Origin of the sequence: Lysinibacillus sp. ACHW1.5 (assembly GCF_022014815.1) — a bacterium.
Lineage (GTDB): Bacteria > Bacillota > Bacilli > Bacillales_A > Planococcaceae > Lysinibacillus > Lysinibacillus capsici.
The window spans coordinates 2,762,578-2,789,485 of record NZ_CP091777.1; the positions used below are offsets into that span (position 1 = coordinate 2,762,578).

24 protein-coding genes are annotated in these 26,908 nt (G+C 39.2%); 2 read left to right on the forward strand and 22 right to left on the reverse strand.

Features of this window, described 5'->3' with window-relative positions:
* Positions 1-28 precede the first annotated feature (28 nt).
* On the forward strand, positions 29-124 hold the full coding sequence (gene prli42 / locus L6W14_RS23055) for a stressosome-associated protein Prli42 (protein WP_009370219.1): 96 nt from the start codon (positions 29-31) through the stop codon (positions 122-124).
* Between the two features lie 22 nt (positions 125-146).
* On the opposite strand, the gene L6W14_RS13790 is transcribed toward prli42, so the two are convergent.
* The 10 genes from L6W14_RS13790 to L6W14_RS13835 all read right to left on the reverse strand — a co-directional run bounded on the left by L6W14_RS13790 (position 147) and on the right by L6W14_RS13835 (position 13,284).
* The gene (locus L6W14_RS13790; protein ID WP_131521568.1) at positions 147-1,157 is read right to left on the reverse strand and encodes an aromatic acid exporter family protein; all 1,011 of its coding nucleotides are present in this window, start codon (positions 1,155-1,157) and stop codon (positions 147-149) included.
* 152 nt (positions 1,158-1,309) lie between these two features.
* On the reverse strand, positions 1,310-1,750 hold the full coding sequence (locus L6W14_RS13795) for a BrxA/BrxB family bacilliredoxin (RefSeq protein WP_004231203.1): 441 nt from the start codon (positions 1,748-1,750) through the stop codon (positions 1,310-1,312).
* 161 nt (positions 1,751-1,911) lie between these two features.
* Positions 1,912-3,009: a methylmalonyl Co-A mutase-associated GTPase MeaB gene (gene meaB, locus L6W14_RS13800; RefSeq protein WP_131521569.1), complete on the reverse strand. Its 1,098-nt coding sequence runs from the start codon at positions 3,007-3,009 to the stop codon at positions 1,912-1,914.
* Positions 3,009-5,162, reverse strand: coding sequence for a methylmalonyl-CoA mutase (gene scpA, locus L6W14_RS13805; RefSeq protein ID WP_131521570.1), 2,154 nt, complete (start codon positions 5,160-5,162; stop codon positions 3,009-3,011). The genes meaB and scpA overlap by 1 nt, the downstream gene beginning before the upstream one ends.
* Positions 5,159-6,862: a methylmalonyl-CoA mutase family protein gene (locus L6W14_RS13810; RefSeq protein WP_131521571.1), complete on the reverse strand. Its 1,704-nt coding sequence runs from the start codon at positions 6,860-6,862 to the stop codon at positions 5,159-5,161. Before L6W14_RS13810 ends, scpA begins: the two co-directional genes overlap by 4 nt.
* Positions 6,863-6,983: 121 nt before the next feature.
* Positions 6,984-8,327, reverse strand: a complete 1,344-nt coding sequence (locus L6W14_RS13815; RefSeq protein ID WP_131521572.1) for a dihydrolipoamide acetyltransferase family protein — start codon at positions 8,325-8,327, stop codon at positions 6,984-6,986.
* A 171-nt stretch (positions 8,328-8,498) separates the two neighbouring features.
* On the reverse strand, positions 8,499-9,482 hold the full coding sequence (locus L6W14_RS13820) for an alpha-ketoacid dehydrogenase subunit beta (RefSeq protein WP_016993882.1): 984 nt from the start codon (positions 9,480-9,482) through the stop codon (positions 8,499-8,501).
* Positions 9,482-10,498 (reverse strand): thiamine pyrophosphate-dependent dehydrogenase E1 component subunit alpha, encoded by a 1,017-nt coding sequence (locus L6W14_RS13825; RefSeq protein WP_237898213.1) that lies wholly within the window; start codon positions 10,496-10,498, stop codon positions 9,482-9,484. The genes L6W14_RS13820 and L6W14_RS13825 overlap by 1 nt, the downstream gene beginning before the upstream one ends.
* An 86-nt stretch (positions 10,499-10,584) precedes the next feature.
* Positions 10,585-12,012, reverse strand: coding sequence for a dihydrolipoyl dehydrogenase (gene lpdA, locus L6W14_RS13830; RefSeq protein ID WP_237898214.1), 1,428 nt, complete (start codon positions 12,010-12,012; stop codon positions 10,585-10,587).
* Positions 12,013-12,189: 177 nt separating this feature from the next.
* Complete coding sequence (locus L6W14_RS13835; RefSeq protein ID WP_036076580.1) at positions 12,190-13,284, reverse strand: Leu/Phe/Val dehydrogenase; 1,095 nt, start codon at positions 13,282-13,284, stop codon at positions 12,190-12,192.
* Between the two features lie 387 nt (positions 13,285-13,671).
* Between L6W14_RS13835 and L6W14_RS13840 the strand changes: the two genes are divergently transcribed.
* Entirely contained in the window at positions 13,672-13,908 is a 237-nt protein-coding gene (locus L6W14_RS13840) for a DUF2627 domain-containing protein (RefSeq protein WP_004231186.1), read from the forward strand.
* Between the two features lie 47 nt (positions 13,909-13,955).
* Here the strand turns inward: L6W14_RS13840 and L6W14_RS13845 are convergent, their stop codons facing one another.
* From L6W14_RS13845 to xseA, 12 genes are all read right to left on the reverse strand, one after another.
* Positions 13,956-14,684, reverse strand: coding sequence for a glycerophosphodiester phosphodiesterase (locus L6W14_RS13845; RefSeq protein ID WP_237898215.1), 729 nt, complete (start codon positions 14,682-14,684; stop codon positions 13,956-13,958).
* On the reverse strand, positions 14,677-16,248 hold the full coding sequence (locus tag L6W14_RS13850) for a flagellar assembly protein A (protein WP_131521576.1): 1,572 nt from the start codon (positions 16,246-16,248) through the stop codon (positions 14,677-14,679). The genes L6W14_RS13845 and L6W14_RS13850 overlap by 8 nt, the downstream gene beginning before the upstream one ends.
* Before the next feature lie 277 nt (positions 16,249-16,525).
* Positions 16,526-16,705 carry a hypothetical protein gene (locus L6W14_RS13855; RefSeq protein ID WP_131521577.1) on the reverse strand — a complete coding sequence of 60 codons (180 nt, stop codon included), beginning with the start codon at positions 16,703-16,705 and terminating at the stop codon, positions 16,526-16,528.
* A 305-nt stretch (positions 16,706-17,010) separates the two neighbouring features.
* Entirely contained in the window at positions 17,011-17,802 is a 792-nt protein-coding gene (gene spo0A / locus L6W14_RS13860; RefSeq protein WP_016993890.1) for a sporulation transcription factor Spo0A, read from the reverse strand.
* Positions 17,803-18,186: 384 nt separating this feature from the next.
* A complete protein-coding gene (locus tag L6W14_RS13865) occupies positions 18,187-19,134 on the reverse strand; it encodes a SpoIVB peptidase S55 domain-containing protein (RefSeq protein WP_009370207.1) in 948 nt (315 codons plus the stop codon).
* 121 nt (positions 19,135-19,255) lie between these two features.
* Positions 19,256-20,947, reverse strand: coding sequence for a DNA repair protein RecN (recN, locus tag L6W14_RS13870; protein WP_131522461.1), 1,692 nt, complete (start codon positions 20,945-20,947; stop codon positions 19,256-19,258).
* Between the two features lie 33 nt (positions 20,948-20,980).
* Complete coding sequence (gene ahrC, locus L6W14_RS13875; RefSeq protein WP_004231170.1) at positions 20,981-21,430, reverse strand: transcriptional regulator AhrC/ArgR; 450 nt, start codon at positions 21,428-21,430, stop codon at positions 20,981-20,983.
* A gap of 100 nt (positions 21,431-21,530) precedes the next feature.
* Positions 21,531-22,349 (reverse strand): TlyA family RNA methyltransferase, encoded by an 819-nt coding sequence (locus tag L6W14_RS13880; RefSeq protein ID WP_131522460.1) that lies wholly within the window; start codon positions 22,347-22,349, stop codon positions 21,531-21,533.
* Positions 22,349-24,250, reverse strand: coding sequence for a 1-deoxy-D-xylulose-5-phosphate synthase (gene dxs, locus L6W14_RS13885; RefSeq protein ID WP_131522459.1), 1,902 nt, complete (start codon positions 24,248-24,250; stop codon positions 22,349-22,351). The genes L6W14_RS13880 and dxs overlap by 1 nt, the downstream gene beginning before the upstream one ends.
* 163 nt (positions 24,251-24,413) lie before the next feature.
* Positions 24,414-25,295 (reverse strand): polyprenyl synthetase family protein, encoded by an 882-nt coding sequence (locus L6W14_RS13890; RefSeq protein WP_131522458.1) that lies wholly within the window; start codon positions 25,293-25,295, stop codon positions 24,414-24,416.
* Between the two features lie 3 nt (positions 25,296-25,298).
* Positions 25,299-25,532 carry an exodeoxyribonuclease VII small subunit gene (xseB, locus tag L6W14_RS13895; RefSeq protein ID WP_008179899.1) on the reverse strand — a complete coding sequence of 78 codons (234 nt, stop codon included), beginning with the start codon at positions 25,530-25,532 and terminating at the stop codon, positions 25,299-25,301.
* Positions 25,529-26,887: an exodeoxyribonuclease VII large subunit gene (gene xseA / locus L6W14_RS13900; RefSeq protein WP_131522457.1), complete on the reverse strand. Its 1,359-nt coding sequence runs from the start codon at positions 26,885-26,887 to the stop codon at positions 25,529-25,531. The genes xseB and xseA overlap by 4 nt, the downstream gene beginning before the upstream one ends.
* Positions 26,888-26,908: the final 21 nt, after the last annotated feature.

The window sequence follows — 26,908 nt, forward strand, 5'->3', positions numbered from 1 at the left end:
TATAAGAAAAGAAGGAGCGAACGAGCATATGAGTAATAAAAAATTTCAAAAAGTCGTTATTTATAGTATGATCGCGATTATGCTAATCTCATCTCTAGCATTCGGATTATCTATGATAATTTAAGGCAAAGCATGAGGCGTCCACACTACTGTGGGCGCTCTTTTTTAGTCTTTAACCCTTTAAATGACTGCTTTATTTCTAAATACCTGTCCATTTCCTCTATAAACTGATAGAGGGCTGCCTGAGCGATAAATTGCTCATGGCTTTGTGGTAAAGGAAGCTGAGAAAAATCGCGCTTAACGTGTTCGAGCTTTTCGCGGTAATGACTAGCCGTATTTCCCGAATGAACATGCTCACCTAGGTCTTGTAAAAAATCTGCCACAATTTCAGCCTCTTGTACTATAACAGGTAATGTCGTCACTTTGGGTAGCACTCTCTCGATAATTTCTAGCTGTTGCTCTCGCATATCGAAATAGACATAGTAATCATTTTTACGTCTTGTAAAATGGTTTTGAACATCTTTAAACGCCAATGATTTTGCCTCTTCTAGTGCTTTGATTGCCTCGATAATTTCTTGGCCGTTCCACAACGTATCTCCTTGCCGTAAATAGCTGGCAATTTCTAAAAAAATCTTACTATATAGCTCCTCTATTTTGACTCTGTAGTAATTTAATTCCTTTTGAATGTCTGGCATATACATATTAATGGCGATCCCTGTTCCATAACCGATAGCCATCAACGCTAATTCATTATAAACAAGTGTCAATGAGTAACCTTCAGCAGCATAAATATGCATAATAATCACGACACTGGAGATAAATCCATCCGCTACCTTTAAAGATACAATGGTGGGTATAAAGAGTATAAGCATGCCTGCTAGTGTAAGTGGATGGTAAGCAAATAACTCAAAGCTTACAAAGGCAAAAAGCATTGCTACAATACTTGCAACCAATCGAGTATAGGCTGCATAAATGGATTTCTTTTTTGTTGGCTGCACACATAATATGGTTAGAATACCAGCAGATGCATATGAGGCTAAATCAAAATACTGTGCAATGGCAATAGCGATGGCCGCACCAATTGCTGTTTTTAAAGTTCGATAGCCGATTGAAAACTTCTTCAGGCCGACTGCCTCCCATCCTTTAGTACTCTTCACTCATTCAGCTAATTATTTAGCCAATATTACAAAAATTTTAACGATAATGAAACTATCTATACATGAGGATCAGTAGGAAGCCTACATAGATAGCATGATCTATGAGGCTTTTCTACTTGATTGAAAATGATTTTTCTTATGCAAGAATAGACTTAAAGCTCGTCACAATATTCTTCAAAGTTTGCTTGTAAATTTGTCACAACTGACATTGGGTCATGCCCTTCAATTTCATAGCGTCCCACTTCTGCGACAACTTGTCCGTCTTTTAATAGTACGAATGATGGTGATGAAGGTAGATGATCTTCTCCAAAATGGTAACGCGCTGCTGCAGTTGCTTCTTTATCTTGCCCTGCAAACACTGTTACTAAATGGTCTGGACGTTTATCATAATGAACGCATTGTGCTGCTGCTGGACGAGCGATACCACCCGCACAACCACACACTGAGTTCACCATTACTAATGTTGTACCTGGACGAGCAAACGCCTCTTCTACAGCTTCTGGTGTTGTTAATTGTTCATAACCAGCTGCCTCAATTTCAGCACGTGCTGTTTTTAAAATTTCCTGCATAAATAAATCGTAATCCATATTCATATAGCGATAGCTCCTTTCAAGTTCGCGCCAATTTAGTTATATTTCAGATAGTAGATTTTTGACGCTTATCCATCTCTTATCATAGCAGTTTGCAAGCAATTTGTGCACCTACTTGCTCAACACATTTCAGTTGAAATTACTACGATTTCAATAAGACTCGTTTACTTGTCTTCCTGCTCCTCGCTAAATAAACGATCCACACCTTGTGTAACTGTCAACTGTCCACTTAAAATTTGACGTTCAAGCTGTTGTACTTGTGCTTTACGTTGCGGGTTTCCATAAAAGAGATCTATTAAATGATCGGTAATCATCGATTGGAACCACTCTTTTGTTTGTTGCTGGCGTCGGGTAGCCCAATAGTGATTTGCTTCTACGATTTGCTTGAATTCCCCAATTGTGTCCCAAACCTTATCAAGCCCTCGATTTTCTAGTGAACTAACAGGCATGGCAGTTGACATCCAACCAGGTGTAGCAGGCTGTAAAAAGTGCAAAATTTGTTTGTACTCTGCAACCGTTTTTTTAGCTAGACGTACATTATCACCATCCGCCTTATGCACGACAATTGCATCTGCTAATTCCATAATGCCTTTTTTCATGCCCTGCAATTCATCCCCCGCTCCTGTTAAAACAAGAAGCAGGAAGAAGTCAACCATGCCACGGACATAGGTTTCACTTTGTCCAACACCAACTGTTTCAATTAAAATCACATCATAGCCTGCTGCCTCACAAACTAACATGGTTTCTCGTGTCTTTTTGTGAACACCCCCTAGGGTACCTGCCGATGGCGATGGACGCACAAATGCACTAGGCTTCTTAACGAGCTCTTCCATACGCGTTTTATCGCCAAGTATACTTCCTCCCGATAGAGAAGAACTTGGATCAATGGCAAGAACAGCAACTCGTTTCCCCATATCACAAAGCATAGTACCGAAAGCCTCTATGAATGAGCTTTTTCCTGCCCCAGGCACACCTGTTATGCCAATTCGGATACTATTTCCTGTATGTGGAAGAAGCTCCTGCAATAGTTCTTGTGCCTGTACTTTATGGGTAGCGTTTGAACTTTCAATGAGGGTAATGGCTTTTGATAAATGTGTGCGAGAGCCCGCACGTACTTGTTGTGCAAGCTCTCCTACATTTAGAGTGTCTGCCTTTTTCTTTCGGAACTTTTTGGGTGTACCATATTGCATCCCGTCGTGAGTCGCCTCTACTCCGTCCATGACAAATAGCGCACTGTCTTCCATTCCTTTATTTTTGTCCATTATTCAGACACTTCCTCATAGCCTAAACGTTTGTAGATTTCTTCAATAATTTTTTGTGCGGATACAGGAATCACTGTACCTGGTCCGAAAATAGCTACTGCACCGGCATTATAAAGGAAATCATAATCTTGTGCTGGTATAACACCACCCACAATAATGATAATATCTTCACGACCTAGTTTTTCAAGCTCAGCTATCAATTCAGGCACTAATGTTTTATGTCCTGCTGCTAGTGAAGACACACCAATAACATGAACATCATTTTCAACAGCCATTTGAGCAGCCTCAGCAGGCGTCATAAATAATGGAGAAATATCTACGTCAAAGCCTAAATCTGCATAACCAGTTGCGACAACCTTTGCACCACGGTCATGTCCATCTTGTCCCATTTTAGCAACTAAAATACGTGGACGACGACCTTCATTTTCAAGGAATTCTTCTGTCATTTGTTTCACTTCCGCAATTTGCTCCTCATCAGAGAAGTTTGCAGAGTAAACACCAGAGATCGAACGAATGACCGCTTTATGACGACCAGAAACTGCTTCAATTGCATCAGATATTTCACCTAAAGAAGCACGAGCGCGCGCTGCATCCACTGCTACCGCTAGCAGGTTTTCTTCTCCATCTTGAGCCGCCTTCGTTAAGCGAGCTAAATGTTTTTGAACTTCCGCTTCATCACGAGCTGCCTTCATCGCTTCTAAACGTTCAATCTGTTTTTGACGAACAATTGTATTATCGATATCTAAAATATCAATTGGTTCTTCTTTTGCTAAACGATACTTATTCACGCCAACAATCGTTTCTGTTTTAGAATCAATTTTAGCTTGACGTTTTGCTGCGGCTTCCTCAACCTTCATTTTTGGAAGTCCCGTTTCAATCGCTTTAGCCATACCACCAAGTGCTTCAATCTCTTCAATTAACGCCCAAGCAGATTTCGTAATTTCTTCTGTTAATTTCTCCACGTAGTACGAACCACCCCATGGATCAATGACTTTTGTCATCGCTGTTTCCTCTTGTAAAAATAACTGTGTATTACGCGCGATACGTGCAGAGAAATCAGTTGGAAGTGCAATTGCTTCATCCAGTGCATTCGTATGAAGAGATTGCGTATGTCCCATCGAAGAGGCATTGGCTTCGATTAATGTACGTGCAACATTGTTAAATGGATCTTGCTCAGTTAATGACCAGCCAGATGTTTGGGAATGCGTACGTAATGCTAATGTCTTCGGATTTTTCGGGTTAAACGTAGACATCATTTGTGCCCAAATACGACGTGCTGCACGCATTTTAGCAACTTCCATGTAATAGTTCATACCAATTGCCCAGAAGAACGATAGGCGAGGTGCAAATGCATCAATATCAATGCCTGCTTTTAATCCTGTTCGTACATACTCCAAGCCATCTGCTAATGTATAGGCAAGCTCAATGTCATTTGTTGCGCCTGCTTCTTGAATATGGTAACCCGAAATTGAAATAGAGTTAAATTTTGGCATATACTTCGCAGTATATTCAAAAATATCTGCAATGATTTTCATTGACATAGCTGGTGGGTAAATATATGTATTACGCACCATGTATTCTTTTAAAATATCATTTTGAATAGTACCTGCTAATTGATCTGGCGTTACCCCTTGTTCTTCCGCTGCTACAATATAGAATGCAAGGACGGGTAAAACGGCACCATTCATGGTCATTGAAACAGACATTTGGTCTAACGGGATTTGATCGAAAAGGATTTTCATATCCTCAACTGAGTCAATCGCAACCCCAGCTTTTCCTACATCCCCTGTTACACGTGGATGATCAGAGTCATAGCCTCGGTGTGTTGCTAAATCAAACGCTACCGAAAGACCTTTTTGTCCCATAGCCAAATTTCGTTTGTAAAAGGCATTGGATTCTTCAGCAGTTGAGAAACCTGCGTATTGGCGAACCGTCCATGGACGTGCTACATACATAGTAGGGTATGGCCCACGTGTGTTGGGTGCAATTCCTGCCACATCATTTAGATGTTTAGCCTCTTTAATATCTTCTTTTGTGTAAATATCTTTAATTTCAATTCCCTCATTTGTCATGAACTTATCTGCAGACGCTTGAGGTGCTTCAGCTGTTAAAACCTTTTCTATTTCTACTGCATTAAAATTTGGCTTGCTCATCGTTGGACCTCCTTCATGCTCGCAAACACGGACTGTAATTTTTCAATGATGTTTTGTCCTGCGAAAATAAAGCCGTTTAAGCCATTTGCTAACCATGCTTCTTCTTCGTCTTTAAATTTGCCCGCTACATCTACAAGCATATTCGCTGGTTTCTCAGCTAAAATAGCCGATACAAATGCTTTTGTATCATCATCATTGCCTGCAATCACTACATACTTAGCCTCTGTTGCCTTCAGCCAAGCTACTGCCTCTTCTACAGTTGTCACTGGCTCACTTTTTTCTGGTACAAGACCCACTGTGTTTAAGAAGCCCGCTACAAAATCTGCGCGTGGTTTAGAGTTTTTTAATGATCCTAATGCTAATATACCTGTTTTCACATTTGCTGCTGTCATGTCTGCACGTAAATCTTCAAATGGAGCAGCAATTCGCTTAATATCAGCAAATAATGGATTTGTTTCCTGTTCAAGGATATCAGCTGGATTAGCATAAATATTCGTTCCAATTAATGATTGCTTACGTGTTTGCGCAGCTTTGATGCGCTTTTGATAGGATGCTTCCACTTCTTCTGCAAGCTTGCCAGAGGCTGTATAGTTATCGATACCGCCAGCTGCCTGAATATCTAAAAATAATGCCCATGCTTCTTTCACAAAATCTGCTGTTAACGACTCGATAAAGTAAGAGCCCCCTGCTGGATCTTTTACTTTTAAGACATTTGTTTCTTCTCTTAAAATTAATGACACATTACGAGCGATACGAATGGATTGATCCGTAGGCTTCGTTAACACGTCATGTGGATGAACAGTAAAGAGATCAGCACCACCGATTAAACCAGAAAGCGCTTCATTTGAAGAGCGTAATAAATTTACATACACATCTAATTTAGAAAAGCTTCTTAATGATGTTTCAGCAACAGTAGGGATTTTCACATGATCTGTTACGCCATAAGCCGATGAGAACGCTTTCCAAAGTACTTTAAAAGCACGTAGCTTTGCAATCTCCGTAAAGAATTGTGTATCAATGGCAAAAGATACAAAAAACTTCTTCGAGAATGCTTCAAAGCTTTCTTCTTGTTCTGCAAATTTGGCTGCTAATGCAAGTGCAAAGGCTAATTCTTGTACAGCGTTAGCACCTTCATTATGATAAACCGTTGTGTCTGCACTGACTGAGCGCACGTTCGGAAATGCAGTCAAAGTGATAGGGTTTTTTGAAATAATGTAACCTTTAATGGACTCTTGTTGATCTACTGGAATGTTGTCGAATACTGCTAATAACGGGTCTTTTGAATTTTCAATAGTAATTTTAAACGAATATTCTGAGAAATATGATGCTAATTTGACCAATACTTCTTCTGTCCAAGCAAAGCTCACTCGGCTATCAATCGTAATAACTTCATTGCCTCGAGCTAGGCTATCATCAAGCTGTGCAAAAAAAGCTTCGCTTGAATCAGCGTGAATTTGTTGTGCCACCTGAAATACTTGATCATTTTGTAGGGAACGGATTGTGGCAACTTGTAAATCAAGCTCTTCTCCAAGCTTAGCTACTAAACTTTCTTGCGTGTAAAGCGGCTGTAGTGTAACACCTTCATTTGTTTTTGTGAATAGTGACTCAAATGGTTTCCCTTTTAAAGCTTTGATTGCTGCATCTTGCCAGTCTGAATAGGCTGGTATTTCAAATTCAATATTTTTCATGTTGTTTGACATGCGGACGCTTAATCAGCTTCCCCCCTTAGTAGTTTCTATTTGTTATTCTACATGACAAATTGCGACTCGAAAAGCATAAAAAAAATCGGAAACCCTTATACAGCAGGTTTCCGACGAGTCATCAGTAGACTGACGTTGAAGATTTATTTGTATTTTCGAGTATTTCTTTCACTCTATTTAGGAATTTACCACAGACAAGTCCATCAAGTACACGATGGTCTAATGATAAACATAAATTCACAATATCACGTGCAGCAAACATTCCACCTGGTAAAACAACAGGTTTTTTTACAATACTTTCCACCTGTAAAATCGCTGCTTGTGGGTAATTGATGATGCCCATTGATTGAACAGAGCCAAAAGCACCAGTATTATTCACTGTAAATGTACCACCAGTAATGTCATCCATTGCTAATTTCCCAGCACGAACTTTGATAGCCAGTTCATGGATTTCTTTCGCAATTCCTTTAATGGATTTTTCATCTGCGTGTTTTATAACAGGTACAAATAAGGCATCATCCGTTGCTACTGCAATCGAAATATTGATGTCATGTTTTTGAATGATTTTATCTTCCGCCCACATCGAATTCAGCATTGGGAATTCTTTTAAAGCTTGAGCAACCGCTTTTACAAAGAAGGCGAAATATGTAAGATTAAAGCCTTCTTTTTGCTTAAATTCATTCTTTAAGCTATCGCGATAAGTCACTAAATCTGTTACATCCACTTCCATCATCATCCAAGCATGCGGCGCTTCATGTACACTTTTCACCATATTATTCGCAATGGCACGACGGATCTTCGTCACTGGAATTTCGATATCTCCTGGATGAATAGGTTGTACAGGAGCAGCTGCTTTTTCCACTTGTTGCTGAGGTGCTGGAGCTGCTGCAGGTGCTGATGTCGTTTGAACGGTTGGAGCTGCTTGTGCTACATCATTTGCCGTTGGGATATTACCCGTTTCAATTAGCTTTAACAGGTCTTTTCGTGTAATACGACCACCCTCGCCAGTACCTGTTACAAGGTCTAAAGCTATATCATGCTCCTGCGCAAGTCGAAGAACAGCTGGTGAATAACGTACTTTACCCGTTCGTGCCTCTTTTGGTGCAGATACTGGAGCGGCTACCTGCTGTGGCGCCTCCTGTTTCTTTTGAACACCTGCATTTAAAATAGCCGTACTTACCGCTGATTTTTTTTCAGGTGGCGGAGCTGGTAATTCACCTTCTCCTGCTATTTCAATCGAGCAAACGACTGCTCCAACTGGTAATGTCTGACCTTCTTGCGCAAGAAGCTCCGTGATAACCCCTTCAAATGATGACGGGATTTCAGCATTTACTTTATCTGTAACAACCTCTGCTAATGGATCATATTTTTTAACTGTATCTCCAGGCTTTACAAGCCATTTTTCAATTGTACCTTCTGTTACACTTTCGCCGAGCTGTGGCATTGTAATATTTTGAACCGACATCCTTTATTCCTCCCATCAATTAAGCCTAGGCGTCATTGTACCTGATGCAGCGCTAAAAAACATTAAACGTAGATAGGCATTTAGGCAGATTTTGACTTTGCACATATGAAAGTCAAAATCTGTTGTTCCGTCTGAGGCTTTTATTTTTTCATTCAGCCTTGTTGTGATCTATTAGAACGCAGCAAGTTCTCGCATAGCACGTTCCACTTTATCAGGATTAATCATAAAATATTTCTCCATCGTTGGTGCATATGGCATGGCTGGCACATCAGGTCCCGCTAGACGTTGAATTGGTGCATCAAGTTCAAATAAACAATGTTCTGCAATAATTGCAGCAACCTCACTCATGATACTACCTTCTTTATTATCCTCTGTGACAAGCAATACTTTACCTGTTTTACTTGCAGCCTCAATAATCGCTTCTTTATCCAGAGGGTAAACTGTACGCAAGTCAAGGATATGAGCGGAAATACCGTCCGCTGCTAGGCGTTCTGCCGCTTGTAAAGCAAAGTGGACTGCTAAACCATAGGTAATGACTGTCACGTCATCCCCTTCACGTTTTACATCTGCTTTACCAATTGGCAATGTGTAATCATCTAGTGGTACTTCCCCTTTAATTAAACGATAGGCACGTTTATGTTCGAAAAATAATACCGGATCTTCATCACGAATAGCAGCTTTCAGTAAACCTTTTGCATCATACGGTGTTGATGGAATGACAATTTTCAAACCAGGTGTACCAGCAAAAAGTGCTTCAACGGATTGTGAATGATAAAGTGCCCCATGAATACCTCCGCCAAAAGGTGCGCGGATGACCATTGGACAAGTCCAGTCATTATTAGAACGGTAACGAATTTTGGCTGCTTCAGAGACGATTTGATTGACAGCTGGCATAATAAAATCAGCAAACTGCATTTCAGCAATCGGACGCATACCGTACATCGCAGCACCGATACCTACACCAGCTATTGCACTTTCTGCAAGAGGTGTATCAAGCACGCGGTATTCACCAAATTGATCGTATAGTCCAGTAGTGGCTTTGAATACACCGCCTTTACGACCAACGTCCTCTCCTAAAATGAAAACTCGTTCGTCACGTTCCATCTCTTCTTTCATTGCTAATGTAATCGCATCAATATAAGACATTACTGCCATTACATGTCACCTCCGTCCACTGGTGCATAAACATATTTAAGTGCATGCTCTGGTTGTGCATATGGAGCCGCTTCAGCATAATCAGTTGCTTCATTTACTTCTGCCATAACACGCTCTTCAATTTCAGTACGTATCGCGTCAGTCATCACGCCAGCATCCATTAAATACTTTTCAAATAATACAATTGGATCCTTTGCTTTGCCTTCTGCAATATCTTCAGCCGTACGGTATTGACGGTCATCATCATCTGAAGAATGGGCTGTTAAACGATATGTTACTGTTTCGATTAAGCTTGGACCTTCCCCATTACGTGCACGATCTGCAGCCTCTTTTACCACTTTATACACTTGTAACGGATTTTTCCCATCCACTGTCACTCCTGGCATTCCGTAGCCAATCCCACGATCAGATACTTTTGCACAGCCTAGTTGACGTTCTACTGGCACCGAAATCGCATATTGATTGTTTTCTACCATAATAATGACTGGTAGCTTATGCACACCTGCAAAGTTCGCTCCTTCATGGAAGTCTCCTTGGTTGGATGAACCTTCACCAAGCGTAACGAAAGAAACAAAATCTTCTTTTTGTAGACGTCCTGCAAGTGCAACACCCACTGCGTGTGGAACTTGAGTCGTAACAGGAGAAGAACCTGTTAAAATACGATTTTTCTTTTGACCAAAGTGGCCTGGCATTTGACGACCCCCAGAGTTTGGATCTTCTGCTTTAGCAAACGCAGATAGCATCAGTTCTTTTGGTGTCATACCAAAATGTAAAACAACACCCATATCACGATAATAAGGTGCAATATAATCCTTACTTTTATCCAGTGCAAAGGCTGCTCCAACCTGTGCCGCCTCTTGACCTTGACAGGAAATTACAAACGGAATTTTACCAGAACGGTTTAACAACCACATACGCTCATCTAGTCTTCTGGCCATTAACATTGTTTCGAACATAGCAAGTACATCTTCATTTGACAAACCTAAATCTTCATGTTTGATTTGAACATCTTGCATACGAACACCCCTTTCGTATTATAGAGAAATAACTATCTTATCCTATATCCCCACATTTGGATATGTTAGTTATGAAATTCAGAAAATTAAAAATGGATAGCGCGATCATCCACTGCTAGAGCAGATTCCACTAACACCTCATTTAAGGATGGATGTGGATGAATTGCCTGACTAATTTCCCATGGTGTTGCATCTAACACTTTTGCTAACGATGCTTCACCAATTAAATCTGTTACATGAGGCCCTACCATATGAATACCCAAAATATCATCTGTTTCTTCATCAGCAATAATTTTGACAAAGCCTTCTGTCTCTCCATTTACTAATGCTTTACCAATAGCCTTAAACGGGAATTTACCAATTTTTAATGAAAATCCTTGTTCTTTAGCAGCACTTTCTGTTAATCCTATGCTAGCAACCTCTGGATAGGAATAAACACATTTTGGTACTTTTAGTGCATCCAATGTCTCTGTTTTCCCTGTTGCTATATGCTCAATAGCCGAAAGCCCTTCATGAGAAGCAACATGCGCTAATTGTAAGCCACCAATCACATCTCCTATGGCATACATATGAGACTCTTTCGTTTGATAGGAATCATTCACTTTAATAAAGCCATTCTCCACTTGAATCTCTGTATTTTCTAGACCAATACCTTGCGTATTCGCCTCACGTCCTACACAAAGTAATAGTTTATCAGCCTCAAAAACTTCTTCTTTTTCATTCACTTGCGCAGAAATGAAAACGTTATCATTTTCAATTTTGAATGTATTTGTATCTAAGCGAGCATTCGTAACAATACGAACGCCTCGTTTCTCAAGTTGTTTCGTCACTTCTTTAACGATGTCCGCATCTTCTGCTGGTAAAATGGATGGACCATATTCTACCACTGTTACATATACACCAAAATCGCATAGCATAGATGCCCACTCAATTCCAATGACACCACCACCAACGATCAGCAAGGACTTTGGTAAACTTTCTAACTGTAATGCGTGGTCTGAATTCAGCACATATTGCCCATCTATCGTTAACCCTGCCATACCACGAGGCTTTGAGCCCGTTGCAATGACAACATTCGTAGGCACAAGCATTTCATTTTCATCGCCATTGGACATTTCTACAGATATTGTACCAGGCATAGGTGAGAAAATAGATGGACCCAAAATTCGCCCTGTACCATGATAAACATCTATTTTGCCTTTTTTCATCAGTGTATTCACACCCTGACTTAATTGCTCAACGATTGCTTGTTTCCTAGCTTGAACTTTGTCAAATTGTAATGTCACACCTTCAATATCGACGCCATATTCGCTAGCTGTTTTATTAGCCATACGATATACTTCTGCACTTCGGAGTAAGGCTTTACTTGGAATACAGCCTTTATGCAAGCATGTACCTCCTAAACGCTCACGCTCTACAATGGCTGTTTTTAAGCCTAGCTGAGCAGCTCGGATGGCTGCAACATATCCACCTGTACCTCCACCTAAAATGACAACATCATAATTTTGAGCCATGTTTATTCCCCCCTATTGAGAAAAGTGCTAAAGGATTCTATTAAACAATAACCAAGTGATATTTTTAACAGTCAGTCTTTAGAAAAACTTTAGCATTATTTCATTTAAGACCTAATTTCTTCTTGAAAATAGAAGAAGTCGACAATGCGACTTCTCTTCATGTATCAACCGTGTAAATTAGCGACCGTGTAAAATATTTTTTTCATTTTTTAAAAATTGGCTGCGAGATTTTGCTACGCGAGCGATACGTTCCTCAGCTAAGCGGTTCGCTGCCACATATGTTGGAATGCCATCTCGTTTTGAAATAGCAAAGATTTTTTCAATACTATCATAAATGCCATCAACACGTTTCATTGCACGTTCACGATTATAGCCATATAATTCATCTGCAACGTTAATTACGCCACCAGCATTGATTACATAATCTGGCGCATAGACGATACCTAATTCATGTAGGTAGTCACCATGACGTGAATCTTTTAATTGGTTATTGGCAGATCCAGCAATCACTTTCGCTTTTAATTGCGGAATTGTTTCATCATTTAAAATTGCCCCTAATGCACAAGGTGAGAAGATATCAACTTCTTGTGCATAGATTTCATCTGGTGCCACTGCAATCGCGTCGAAGTCATTAACAACTCGATCAATAGCTGCCTGATTGATATCTGTTACAACAAGTTTTGCTCCTTCATTATGTAAATACTCGCAAAGCTTGTAGGCTACATTTCCTAGACCCTGTACAGAAATTTTTAAACCTTCTAGTGAGTCTGAACCGAATGCTTCTTTTGCAGCTGCCTTCATACCACGGTAAACACCATAAGCTGTTACTGGAGATGGGTTACCTGAAGAACCAAATGCAGGAGAAATTCCTGTTACATAATTTGTTTCTTCATGGATTAAATCCATATCCGATACCGTTGTACCTACATCTTCAGCTGTAATATAGCGGCCATTTAATCCTTGGATGAAACGACCTAATGCACGGAACATCTCTTCGTTTTTATCTTTAAATGGGTCACCAATAATGACCGTTTTTCCACCGCCAAGGTTTAAACCAGCTGCAGCATTTTTGTAAGTCATTCCGCGTGCTAAACGTAATGCATCTTCAATTGCATTTTCTTCCGAAGCATACGTCCACATACGTGCCCCACCTAGTGCTGGTCCAAGTGTTGTATCATGGATAGCGATAACCGCTTTTAACCCTGATGCTTCATCTTGGCAAAATACCAATTGTTCGTAATCATACTTTTCCATATACTTGAAGATTTCCATGAAACTCGCCCCTTTGCTTTGGAAAGTGCATCCCCAAATGCCCATCCAATCAAGTTTTATCTAACAATCTAATCTTTATAGCGTACTCACTCAGCAAATTCTGAGCTCCTATTCGGTAGTAGGTGTTTAGACCCTAATACTTAAAGAAGAAATTGTTTAGTAATGGATAATATTGCTCCACTTATTTTTACAATACTGACAAATTCACAATTTCGCAACTATTATTACATATTCTTATTTAAGTAAGAATTTTCTAAACATTCAGTTACAATTGCTACTTTCTGTCCTGTCACGTTTTTAGCTAAAAATATTATATTGGTTTATTCCCTTCCTTGACATTCCCCCATCCACAGGTAAAATTAATCATAGGAATAAGGAGGGGTATACATGGCCCGTTTAGCTGCATTTATTGTAATGCTTATTCCAGGTCTTATGGCTGCAGGTGGCATTAAATTTATGCGTGATACATTATTTGGTAAGCTCATTTCACCATTCCCATTTTTATGGCTGCAATTTGTAGTTGGTGTCATTTTCTTTGTCATAGGCTTTGGGTTTTTCGCTGGATTTTTACTGCATCGTGATCGAAAAAACGGAAAAGTAGCACCACGCTTCCAAAAAAAATAAAAAAAGCTATCCAAATAAGTCATGGAAGACTTACTGGATAGCTCTTTTTATACCCGTTGCTGAGATGTGATGACTTTGTCAGGATAATCCGTAATCCAACCAATAACAGAAGGGTGCGGATTGGTTAAAAATGGTTCTGTGCCATCAATAGCATAAAAACGACATGCTTTTTCACTTGTAACGCAGGCCTCTAAGTATCTTGGTTTGTAGTACCTTTTATGCATATGCACACTATCAGCCGCTTTATAATCAGCTAGAAGATCCCATTTTATTTTTTTCGTAGCAATAAGGGCCGTTTCAAATTCAGGTCTATGCTTTTTTACGATCTCTAAAAGCTCATAGTGAAAGGATGAAAAATGACTACCCTTTGGCAGAGCCAACCCTCCAAGAAAATGAATTAGCCCACTCTTATTGTCCAAGATCGTTGATTTTAATTCAATATTCAACGGCATCTGCTGTATATTTGCCCATGCTAAAACTGCCTCAAACGCTGGCATTTTATAGGACGAAAATAGACGTCTCCAAGGCTTGCCAAGTTTAAAGCGCAGAAGCTCCTCCATCGTACAATCACTCACCAATTTATTGGTGCCTACTAACCTCGATAATTGTGGGTCATGATACACTACAGGTAATCCATCTTTTGAGAATTGAATATCTAATTCAATCCCATCAGCACCTAGTTCTAATGCCCTTTCAAAAGCTTGAAAGGTATTCTCTAATGCATAAGCAGAAGCACCTCGATGTGCAAAAACAGGGATAAAAGCTGCCTTAGACATTTAACTCACCAAATTCTAGCAGGAATTTACCATTCGTCATTTTGCTTAATAAAGATGATTTTCTGCCAATTTGAATATAAGTTCCAGGGTGGGCCTCTTTTGTCACAATAATCTCTTCTTTCCCTACATAACGCATTTCATCCATCAATAATTTTATTTCACGATCTAACGTAACCGCTTCTGCCTTTAATTTAGTTAAGGCTTGCTTTGTTACTTCAAATGATGCTGATTGTTCTTTGGACATTTGATTGAGAAAAGGCAATAAATTTTTCATGCTATTCTCGTGTGTTGAAATCTCTGTTTGCAATTGTTTTAGCTGCGCTGCCTTTTCCTGCATCACGGTGCTATTTTCCTGCTTATTTATACTTTCTATTATTAAATCAGTTCGACGCTCTAATCGGTTTCCTGAAATGGCCGTAACAATCGTATTTTTGGCTACTGCACGTCCCCCAATAATTTTACCTTTTCGTTCATCCACATAAATCGAATGAGCAGAAAGCTGTGATCCTAGTGCGTAAAAACCAATATGAATACTATTAGCTGCAAATAAATTTGCTTCATTCACATGTTTAACAAATATATTGCCACCTGCTTCTACCACTGTTGAACCAAGCCCAAAGATCCCCCCACGGATATATACATCACCCTCAATGGATTTAATAAGCTTGGCACCGCTTACACCCTCAGCCCCTTCAATGGAAATATCGCCAGTCGCAATAACTGTATAGCCATTTGTTACTGTACCTTTAATACTAAGTGACCCATTAAATTCAAGGTTCCCTGTTTCTACCCCAACATCACCATTTATAGGAAGGTGCCTGTTTACACCAATCATGCCTTTGACATCATCTAAAACGCCAGCAATCTTCGAGCGAATGACGATTTTTCCGTCTTCTTCTACTTCATAAGCAGATTTTGTATCATATTTGATAGGATAATCTCGTCCAGGTACAGCAGCAACTTCTTGACCTAGCACATTTTTCCCTGGTTTACCTAATGTAGCAGGAATCTTTTCACCTAGCCAAGAGCCTTCTGAAATTTCTGAAATAAAATTCATATCATAGTAATCCGCTTTACCATCTTCACGAATGACTGGCTTTCTCTCGGGTTTAGGTAAGTATGTAATTTGTGCATCTATTCCTGCAATTGGTTGCTCGCCTTGAGCAATTAAGAATGCCTTTCCTGGTTCAGCCTTCAATATATCAAAATCTAATATGCCGTGTATAATTCCATTTTCATTGAGTGTTTCGCGGATTTGTTCTGTTAATTTTTCTTTATTATTTTGAATATAATCAATCGTTTCATATATAAAAACAGAGGCTGACATCTTATCACGTGCCACTTCTGCTTCAATGTTCGGAAGCCAACGTCCAATTTCAACAGGTTTGGTATTTTGGGTTGATAACACATTTTTTAAAATTGAAAAATTAGATAATTTCAGTCGTGGATGACTACGTAGGATGCTATCAAATTCTTTTAGTGGGAAACCTGCGCTAAAAGTAAGCATAAATACCTTGCCATTTTCCTCAGAAATTTCGAAGTTTTCATTTCGAACTAGAATCAAGCTACCTCCTCCTTCCCTCTACATGTAAGTATATACAATCCACATACATTTGTTTAGAGACCATTGTCACTACCGAGAAAGAAAATAGTACCACTTAATCATTAAAATATAAGACAATATTTTATTTTCTCTAAACAAATATAGATATTTCATACTAATAAATTGTTTGTTTTTGAGTTTTTTATTAAAATTACCGATAAATTCAAAGTAATTCCATCAGACTATTTTGAATAAATCACCTTCCAAGTACAGGTATCAAGAGGTGCTTCCCACTAAACTATAGGTCAATATAGGTCTTTTTATCTAATAACGTATGGATATTCCTTTCAATTTGAAAAGTAGAACCTAGTTGTATCAGTTGCTGTCGATTCATATATTGCATACTTATTTTACCACCGAATGCTAAACGCACCTCAAATAGCTCTTCTGTTATCTGTGTGATTTCGAGTGAATTCATTCCATCTAATTGAAAATTTATACTTTTTATTGTGATCACCTACTTTAAGTTTTGTGAAAAGGTCTCAAATGATTTTTCTATTCAACTTAGAATATGTCTTTAAATCCACTATTCATGTATATATCGCGTATTTTTAGCTGATTTAGACGTTCTTTTAACGGTATCAATGTTAAAGGTCAACCACAATAATTTCCACAGTATTTGTTAAAGTAACAAAAAAAGCGCCCCTTTAAACAATAAGATTTAAAAAGGCGCTATACTATGCGAAGTATAATTGCTGTATATGTTAATGATCTGTATCGATACTAGCTAGCCATCATGTCAATACGAATTTTGTCTGCGATCATGGCGATGAATTCGCTATTTGTTGGTTTGGATTTCAAGTGATGGACTGTATAACCAAACATTGATGAAATGGATTCATAATTGCCCCTATTCCAGGCAACCTCGATGGCGTGGCGAATCGCACGTTCCACGCGGGATGGTGTTGTATTGAATTTTTTAGCGATTTCTGGATATAAAATTTTTGTCACAGATCCTAATAATTCAATATCCTCAAAGACCATTTGAATGGCTTCACGCAAATAAGAGTAGCCCTTAATATGTGCAGGTACACCGATTTCTTTGATGATGGCTGTAATCGTACTGTCTAATTGATGCTGATTTAATTTTTGAGGTACTGTCGGTTGTAATACGCTTGTTTTTTTCGGAAGTGTCGCCTTCTGTCCAGCACAATGTAAAATCTTTTGTACCAATTGGTCGAATTCAAAGGGCTTTAGCATGAAATAAGAAGCTCCTAAATCCACCGCCTGTTTCATGACATCCTCTTGGCCAAAAGCCGTTAGCATAATGACTTGAATTGATGACATTTTTTCATTTTGATACATGGACTCTAATACTGCTAAACCGTCAAGATGAGGCATTATTATATCTAGAAGTAAAATATCTGGTGTAAATTCCTCAAGCATTTGTAGACATACTTTTCCATTTGAAGCAGTTGCAATAATTTCTATTTCGGCATGTCCTTGAAAATACTGCTCCATCGTTTTTAATAACTCACGATTATCATCTGCAATCGCTACTTTTACCTTTGTCATTTCAATTCCTCCTTCTGGACTTGCTTTGAACACCTCAAAGCGATAACCTAAACCCCTAAATGCCGTTTTTGGCACACTGTGGAATTTTCGACATTTTTGTTTTAAAAACCTTTTCTATTTCCAAAAATGAGTATGTAGTCCGATACTTTCTTTTTATATCGACAAGTTACGCTAAATGACGCGACTTGTCGAATGCTCTTATAACTTATTTTAGATAAATTTAGTAGATAAAACTACAGTTTTTTTAAATATCATGCCTTCTTCAGGAAATTATCGGAAATACATGTTGGATTCGATGAAATAAAGGTAAAAAATCCGTGTAGTTTCCCGCAGCTTTTGTCCTGCCTGGGGAAAATTAAACGGATTTTTACCTTTCATACCTTTTTATGAAGACCTTCTTAACATTTCCGCTACTGTTAGCGCTGCACCTTTTTTCGGCTCCTCCACAAACATATGTGTCACAGCACCGACAAAACGACCGTCTTGGATAATAGGACTGCCACTCATTCCCTGCAAAATGCCACCTGTTTTTTCAATGAGCTTCTCGTCAGATACTATAAATTCAAGGCGTTCATTTTCCACTTTGGTAATTTCTATTGAAAAGGTTTCCACCTTACTGCCTTCAATGGCTGTATAGATTTCAGCTTTCCCCGTTTTTATATCTTTTTCATGCATAATTTCTATCGCTTTGGGCAATCTTTGTTGATAACCGTCTTCCCAGCGGCCAAAAATACCATAAATAGTATTTTTATCTATACTGCCTAGACGTTCTTGATGCTTTTCAATGGAGGAAATTTTATAGCCTGGTTGGCCTGGTGTGCTTTTTCGGATTTGCTGAATAGAAGCTAAAAAAATGGAGCCAGCTCTAAAAACAGGGGCTTCTTGTAGGGTTGAATCGACAATTTGATGACCTAGTGCACCGTAATTTTTTGTCTCTGGATCAATATAAGTCAGTGTTCCTACTCCATCTGTTTCATCTTTTAAAAAGGAAATGACATGCTCTGCTTCTTGGTTTTGTAATTCCAATGTAATTTGTTGGCCTTCACTATTGATCGTCCATTTCTGTTGGCCATCTTTTGCCACAGCCTGCTTGGCATCAGCAAGGGATTTTACTGGTATATCGTTTATTTTTTCAATAACAGCGCCTCCTTTCATCCACTGATTGGAAGCTAATAGTACATCGTGTGCGACAAATACATGTGACAATTGAAGTTGAATTCCAATTGCTTCGCCCATCGGTATAAGCTTTTTGGCGGCTAAAGCTTGTATAGGCATCACTAATAAAAAGATGAGCATAGGCAAAATGACTAATTGACGCCAATGACGATTCATACGACACCTCCTTTTCATTTTTGTCTTTTTACTATGTGTTGTTGTGACGTTCTTATAAGCGGTAAATATTTGCGCAAAATGAAAAAAGCCAGAAACAGCTGAACTGTTTCTGGAATAATGGTTAACGCATTTGTTTTTTTCGTTCATCTGCCATTTTTAAAAGCTCCGTGGCATGCTGTAGTGTCAAAGCTGTAATTTCTGTTCCGGACATCATACGGCTAACTTCCTCTATACGAGCATCTTGATCAATTTCTGATAAGGAAGTAAACGTTCGATCATGCTCGACTTCTTTTTTGATGAAGTAATGATGATCAGCCATCGCTGCAACTTGAGGTAAATGTGAAATACATAAAACTTGAGAATTAACAGAAATTGCGGCAATTTTCTCTGCAATCGCTTGCGCAACACGACCACTGACACCTGTATCCACCTCATCAAATATAATGGAAGTAATTCCATTGGAAGAAGAGAAAATCGTTTTCAACGCTAGCATCATTCGTGATAATTCTCCACCTGATGCAATTTTCGGTAAAGACTTTGGTGGTTCCCCAACGTTTGTGGAAATGTAGAAGATAATTTGATCTTTCCCATTGGCATCGAAATAGGGTAATTCATCGAAATTGACAATAAATTTTGCTTTTTCCATATGTAATTCACGTAGCTCTGCCATAATTGCTTCACTCAATTGTTGAGCTGCAGCTTTACGTACAGTTGAAAGTTCACTAGCCAGCTCATTGAGTACAGCTTCCATCTCTAACACACGTCGTTCTTTCACCTGCAAAATCTCATCACGATTCAACAGCTCATTTAACTCGTTTTTAATTTTTTCATAATAAGCCAAGATCTCTTCCACTGTCGTACCATATTTGCGTTTTAAAGTTTGCAACAGCGCTAAACGTTGCTCAACCTCGTTTAAACGTGCAGGGTCAAATTCTAATTCATCTAACACATTTTTTACCTGATAGGCTGCATCCTGTAATGCATAAAACGCAGTTGTCACTGCCTCAGATGACTCTTTGAATTGCTCATCAACCGTCGCAGCATCTTCTAAAGCACCCATTGCCGTTCCAATCCAATCAAGCCCTTTTGTTTCACCCTGAATGGCTTCATAGGCTGCACTAGAACGTTCAAAAATTTTGTTAAAATTCATCAAACGACGGCGTTCATCTAGAAGCTCGTCTTCTTCACCTAACTTTAAATTAGCTTCGTCCAACTCTTTAATTTGAAATTGATACAAATCGATACGTTGTGCCATCAACTGCTCATCAATGGATATAGAAGCTAAGTCTTTTTTGAGCAAACGGTATTCATCGTATTGGGAACGATAGTTTTTTTGAATTGGCGACAGCTCTTCTTCTGCAAACTGATCCAGCAAATTGATGTGCTGTTTTTCATCCATTAGCTCTTGATTTTCATGTTGGCCATGAATATCAATGAGACTTGCCCCAATGTCTCTTAGTACCGATAAAGGCACAAGCTTACCATTCACTCGGCAAATACTCTTACCAGTATCATTCAAATCACGACGTAAAATAATTGTATCTTCTTCTATTTCAATGCCTGCTTCTTCTAACTTTTTCAGAACAGGATGAGCTGAACTCGAAATTTGAAATAAGCCACCCAATTCTGCTTTTCTTGCGCCATGACGAATAAATTCAGTGTTGCCTCGTCCACCTGCAAGTAAATGCACCGCATCAATGATAATGGATTTTCCGGCACCTGTTTCCCCAGTGAGAACTGTTAAGCCTTCTAAAAAGCTGACAGTCAAATCCTCAATGATAGCAAAGTTTCGAATACTAAGCTCTCTTAACACAAATTGTCACCTCTAAATCAAATTAACCATTTTTTATAGCATGTCTAATAAACGATTTTTTGTATTTTCACGCTCATTTTCATTTCGACAAATAATTAAAATGGTATCATCTCCAGAAATTGTCCCTAAAATTTCCGGCCAATCTAAATGGTCAAGTAGGGAAGCAATGGCATTCGCATTCCCAGGAAGAGCTTTCATGACTAAAAAATGTGATGCCCCATCAATACTTACAAAAGCATCCGCTAATGCACGATGTAATTTTTGGACTGGATTGAAACGTTGATCCGCGGGTAGGCTATATTTATAACGCCCATCCTGTAATGGTACTTTTACTAAATGAAGCTCTTTTATATCTCTTGATACTGTAGCTTGTGTCACATTATAGCCTGCTTCTTTTAAAAAATCGACTAAATCATCTTGTGTTTCAATTTCATGATTGGCGATAATATCCCGAATCCGTATATGTCGTTGCCCTTTATTCAACGAAATCACCTCTTATAAATAATTGTATATGTGTATAATCACACTACCATTTTCAACAAAAAAGCACAAGAAAAAACACGGCTCTATAAGCGAGCACGTGTTATTTTAAAGAATTATGCGCTTCTTCAACGAGTGCATTAAAAGCTGTATATGCAGGTAGCACTTCTTGTTCAATAGGATTCACTAAATGGAATAAAAATTCAATATTTCCTTCTCCACCTGTGATTGGAGAGAACGAAGCATCTTTTACAACAAAACCAATTTCAGTTGCCATTGCAGCCGTTTTTTCCAAAACTTCTAAATGTACTTTTTTATCACGAACAATTCCCTTTTTACCTACTTTATCTTTCCCAGCTTCAAACTGAGGTTTCACCAATGCCATAACATCCCCGCCTGGCAGCAATAATGTTTTTAATACTGGTAAAATCAGTGATAACGAAATAAAGCTAACATCGATTGTTGCAAAATCAGGTAAACCTTCTGATAAATCGGCTGCCGTTGTATAGCGAAAATTCGTTTTCTCCATTACTGTCACTCGTTCATCGGAACGTATTTTCCATGCTAATTGGTTCGAACCAACATCTAGTGCATAGCAATGTCTTGCACCATGTTGTAAGGCACAATCTGTAAAGCCACCTGTAGAGGAGCCAATGTCAAGCATTAGCTTCCCTTCTACAGACATATCAAAAATTTGTAGCGCCTTTTCTAATTTAAGGCCTCCACGACTCACATATTTTAAATCTGAGCCCTTTACTTGTAGCGGTGCATCCACGGCAATTTTCTCGCCTGCCTTATCAATTCGTATTTCATTTGAAAAGACAAGGCCTGCCATAATGGACCGTTTTGCTTTTTCTCTTGTTTCACATAGTCCACGCTCTACAAGTAAAATATCTACACGTTCTTTTGGTTGTTTTGTCATTATTTATTCAAACCCACTTGCTGTTTTTGTTGAAGTAATACATGCATACGTGCAACCGTATCTTCTGCTGTCATATGAATTTCTGCGAGTAGCTGATCTACGTTGCCATGCTCAATATATTGATCTGGGATGCCCATTCGATCAACTAGCGCATTTAAATAGCCGTGGTCATGAGCAAACTCTAATACACCACTACCAAATCCACCTTGTAGAACAGCTTCTTCAATTGTTAAAATCGGTTTTTGACTAGATAATATACGGTGTAGCACATCCTCATCCATCGGTTTGATAAAGCGTGCATTGACCACTTCAATATCGATTCCTTGTTGCGCAAGCATTTCAGCAGCAGCCATTGCCATTGGAATCGTTGTTCCAAATGTCAAAATAGATGCATCTTTCCCCTCACGTAAAACTTCCCAGCTACCAATTGGTAAAGCTATAAGCTCATCATCTAATGGCACACCAATTCCATTACCACGTGGATAACGAAGTGCAATAGGACCACCATCATAATCAATTGCTGTTTTTACCATATGTTGCCCTTCATTCTCATCCTTTGGCATCATAATTGTCATGTTTGGAATATGACGAAGGAAAGCAATATCAAATACACCTTGATGTGTTTCCCCATCTGCTCCCACTAAACCAGCCCGATCAATACCAATAAAGACATTTAAATTCGGGCGAGCAATATCATGCAATACTTGGTCATATGCACGTTGCAGGAACGTAGAATAAATCGCTAAAAATGGCTTCATCTTTTGCGTAGCTAATCCTGCAGCCATCGTTGCCGCATGCTGCTCCGCAATCCCTACATCAAAGAAACGATTTGGGAAGTCCTTTTGAATACCTTGTAGCTTTGAACCTACAGGCATGGCAGGTGTAATCGTTACCACTCGCTCATTTTCATGAGCAATTTTACGAACCGTCTCAGCAATTAAACTACTCCAAGCTGGTCCAGTAGTCTCAGACTTCACAAAGGCACCATTTTCAATTTTATAAGGACCTGTTCCATGCCAATTTCCGATTGTATCATCCTCGGCTGGTTTATAGCCCTTTCCTTTTTTCGTAATAACATGAACAAGGACTGGCCCTTTTACTTTTTTCGCATGTGATAATGTCATTTCAAGCGCTTCAAAATCATGTCCATCAATTGGACCAAGATATTTAAAACCTAGCTCCTCAAAAAACACACCAGATACTACTAAATATTTTAAGCTATCCTTTACGCGTTCAACAGTAGAGGCAAGCTTTCCACCTAATACTGGAATCTTATTAATAAGTGATTCCAGCTCTTCCTTGGCTTTTGAATACTCCTTGGCTGTACGTAGACGACCTAAAACATTGTGTAATGCGCCAACATTTGGTGCAATCGACATTTCATTATCATTGAGGATGACAATCATATTTGTTTTTGCATGGCCAATATGATTTAATGCCTCAAGTGCCATACCACCTGTTAAAGCCCCATCACCAATAATAGGGATAACAAAGTTGTTTTCTTTTTTTATATCACGTGCTGCTGCCATACCCATGGCTGCTGATAAAGATGTCGAGCTATGACCTGTTTCCCACTCATCATGTTCACTCTCCACGCGCTTTGGAAATCCACAAAGCCCTTTGAACTGACGTAGTGTGTCAAATTGACTCGCACGACCTGTTAAAATTTTATGCACGTAAGCTTGGTGGCCAACATCCCACAAAAACTTATCTTTAGGACTGTCAAACATTTTATGCAGCATCATCGTTAACTCAACTACGCCTAAATTCGGCCCGATATGCCCACCTGTGACAGAACATTTTTCGATTAAGAAGGTACGAATTTCTTGGGCAAGCTGCTCAAGTTCCTTCTTATTTAAGTTTTTTAAAAAGGATGGACTAGTTATTTTATTTAAATCCACCTTTCTCACACACCTTTTCAATAAAATATTCACCGCAATTGTGTTTCCACCATTATAGCAGTGTTATCAATATGCTAAAAGTACGAGCACTTCATTGTTTACATATTGCAAACGTTCCCACCTATTCTAGCATATTCTTTTCCTTCAACGCCTTGATTTTCTCTTAGTTTTTACGATGAACTATATAAGCAGCAAAGTCACGTAATAGGCTGACATCTATTGGTAATTGATCGAGTGCGTTAATGGCATGTTGATAATGCTCAGCAAGCTTTTCTTTTGCTCCCTCTAGGGTTAAGAGGGCTGGATAAGTGCTTTTATCACTAGCGACATCTTTTCCAGCTGTTTTTCCTAGTTCTTCAGTCGTTCCCTCAATATCTAAAATATCGTCTTGAATTTGGAAAGCTAAACCAATATGATGCGCATATTGTTTCAATGTAGCACGGTCTTGTGCTGATACATCTGCAAGTACGGCTCCCGCTTCAATACTAAAACGCAATAAAGCACCTGTTTTATTGACATGGACTTGTTCCAATTCAGCTAAATTAAGCTGACGTTGCTCCCCTTCCATATCTAGTACTTGACCACCAACCATGCCTTCTGCACCTGCTGCAACGCTTAGCAATTGGACAAGTTCAATACGCTTTTCAGCAGAGATATCCATACGTGCTAAAATGCCAAATGCCAGTGTGTTTAATGCATCTCCAGCAAGCGTAGCCAGCGCTTCTCCATAAACTTTATGATTTGTTGGCTTGCCTCTTCTGAAATCATCATTATCCATGCTTGGTAGATCATCATGAATTAAAGAATACGTGTGAATGATTTCAATGACCGAACCGACAATCAAACCGTCCTGAAGATTTTCGCGGTAAAGCTCTAGTACCGCTAACACAAAAAGAGGACGAATTCGTTTCCCCCCTGCCTTTAATGAATAAAGCATGGATTCCTTTAAATCTGCGGGTGCATCAATTTGTTCAACAAGTGCAAACATCGTCTCTTCAATTTGTGGTGTATTGCTTTCAATAAAGTACTTTAATGGCTCATTCATTTCCTAATTCTCTCCCTTTAGTGGATCAAATGCTGTTGTTTCACCAGTCTCTTGGACAATTGATACAAGCTGCTCCTCAGCATGTTGCAGCTTACTATGGCAAAACTTTGATAGCTCCATTCCTTGCTTGTATAAATCAATCGCATTTTCCAATGGCACATCACCCTGTTCTAACTGGCGAACGATTTCTTCTAATGCCGTCATGGCTTCTGCAAATGTTTGTTGTTTTTCAGTCACAACAATTCCCCCTCATTCTTTGGCAAGATATTCGTCACTTTAGCCACAACCTTTCCATCATGGAAGGTCAGTGTCAGTTGATCTTGCTTTTGCACCTCAGTGGATGATTTGATCATTTGCTGATCTTTATATGCTACTGTAAATCCTCTTGTTAGAATGGACAGTGGATTTAAAGCTTCTAATGTTCTAACGGTTGACTCAAATTGTTGTTGCTGTTTTGCCACATAATACGTTGTAGCACGTGATAATTGTTGAACGCGCGCTTCAAGCTCTCTCTGATGAAAAGCAAGTGCCTTTTTGGGTGAATGTTGCTCCACCGTACTATGTAATTGTTGAAGTTGGGCAGCTTTTTTCATCAAGCTCACTTGCATTGCTGCCTGCAACCCTGACTCAAGCTGTGCCAATCTTTCTGTAAAAGGTCGATAAAGTCTTTCCGGCATGGACAATGGATAAGACTGCTGGAGCTTATTTAGACGTTGTCGCTCTGCCATAAGTTGCGACCTAACCATTTGATGAAGCTGTGATTTCTGCGTAAGCACACGTTGGTAGAGATCCGCTTGATCTGGCACAGCCATCTCTGCAGCAGCTGTTGGAGTAGGTGCACGTAAATCGGCTACATAATCGGCGATCGTTGTATCTGTTTCATGGCCAACCGCACTTATAATAGGGATTCGGCTTTCAAAAATAGCTCTTGCCACAATTTCTTCATTAAAAGCCCATAAATCCTCGATGGAGCCTCCTCCTCGCCCGACAATCAACACATCACAGCTTGCCTCTTGATTAGCACGTTGAATATTTTGCACAATATTCGGTGCAGCCTGAGCTCCTTGCACAAGTGTTGGATAAATCAAAATTTCAGCAAGTGGATAACGCCTCTTTAAGGTTGTACAAATATCCCGTATAGCTGCACCAGTTGTTGACGTGAGTACACCAATTTTTTCAGGAAATTTTGGTATCGGTTGTTTCCACTCAGGTTTAAAAAGGCCTTCTTTTTGTAATTGCTCTTTTAATTGATTGAAGGCAACAAATAAGCTACCAATGCCATCCGGTTGCATTTCTTGTACATATAGCTGATAGGTTCCATAGCCTTCGTAAACGTTTACATCCCCTCGGATAAATACTTGCATACCTTCCTTTGGTTCAAACGCTAATTTGGTAGCCGCTGTTTTAAACATCGTCGCAGCTATTCGGGCACCATCATCCTTTAATGTAAAGTAAATATGGCCGGATTGATGAATTTTCACATTCGATAACTCACCTTTTACATACACTTCACGCAAATGTGGATCTGCATCGAATTTTCGTTTAATATATTTTGTTAACGCTTTTACTGTTAAATAAGAAGCAGAGGACATGTTTTCGGCTCCTTTACTAAA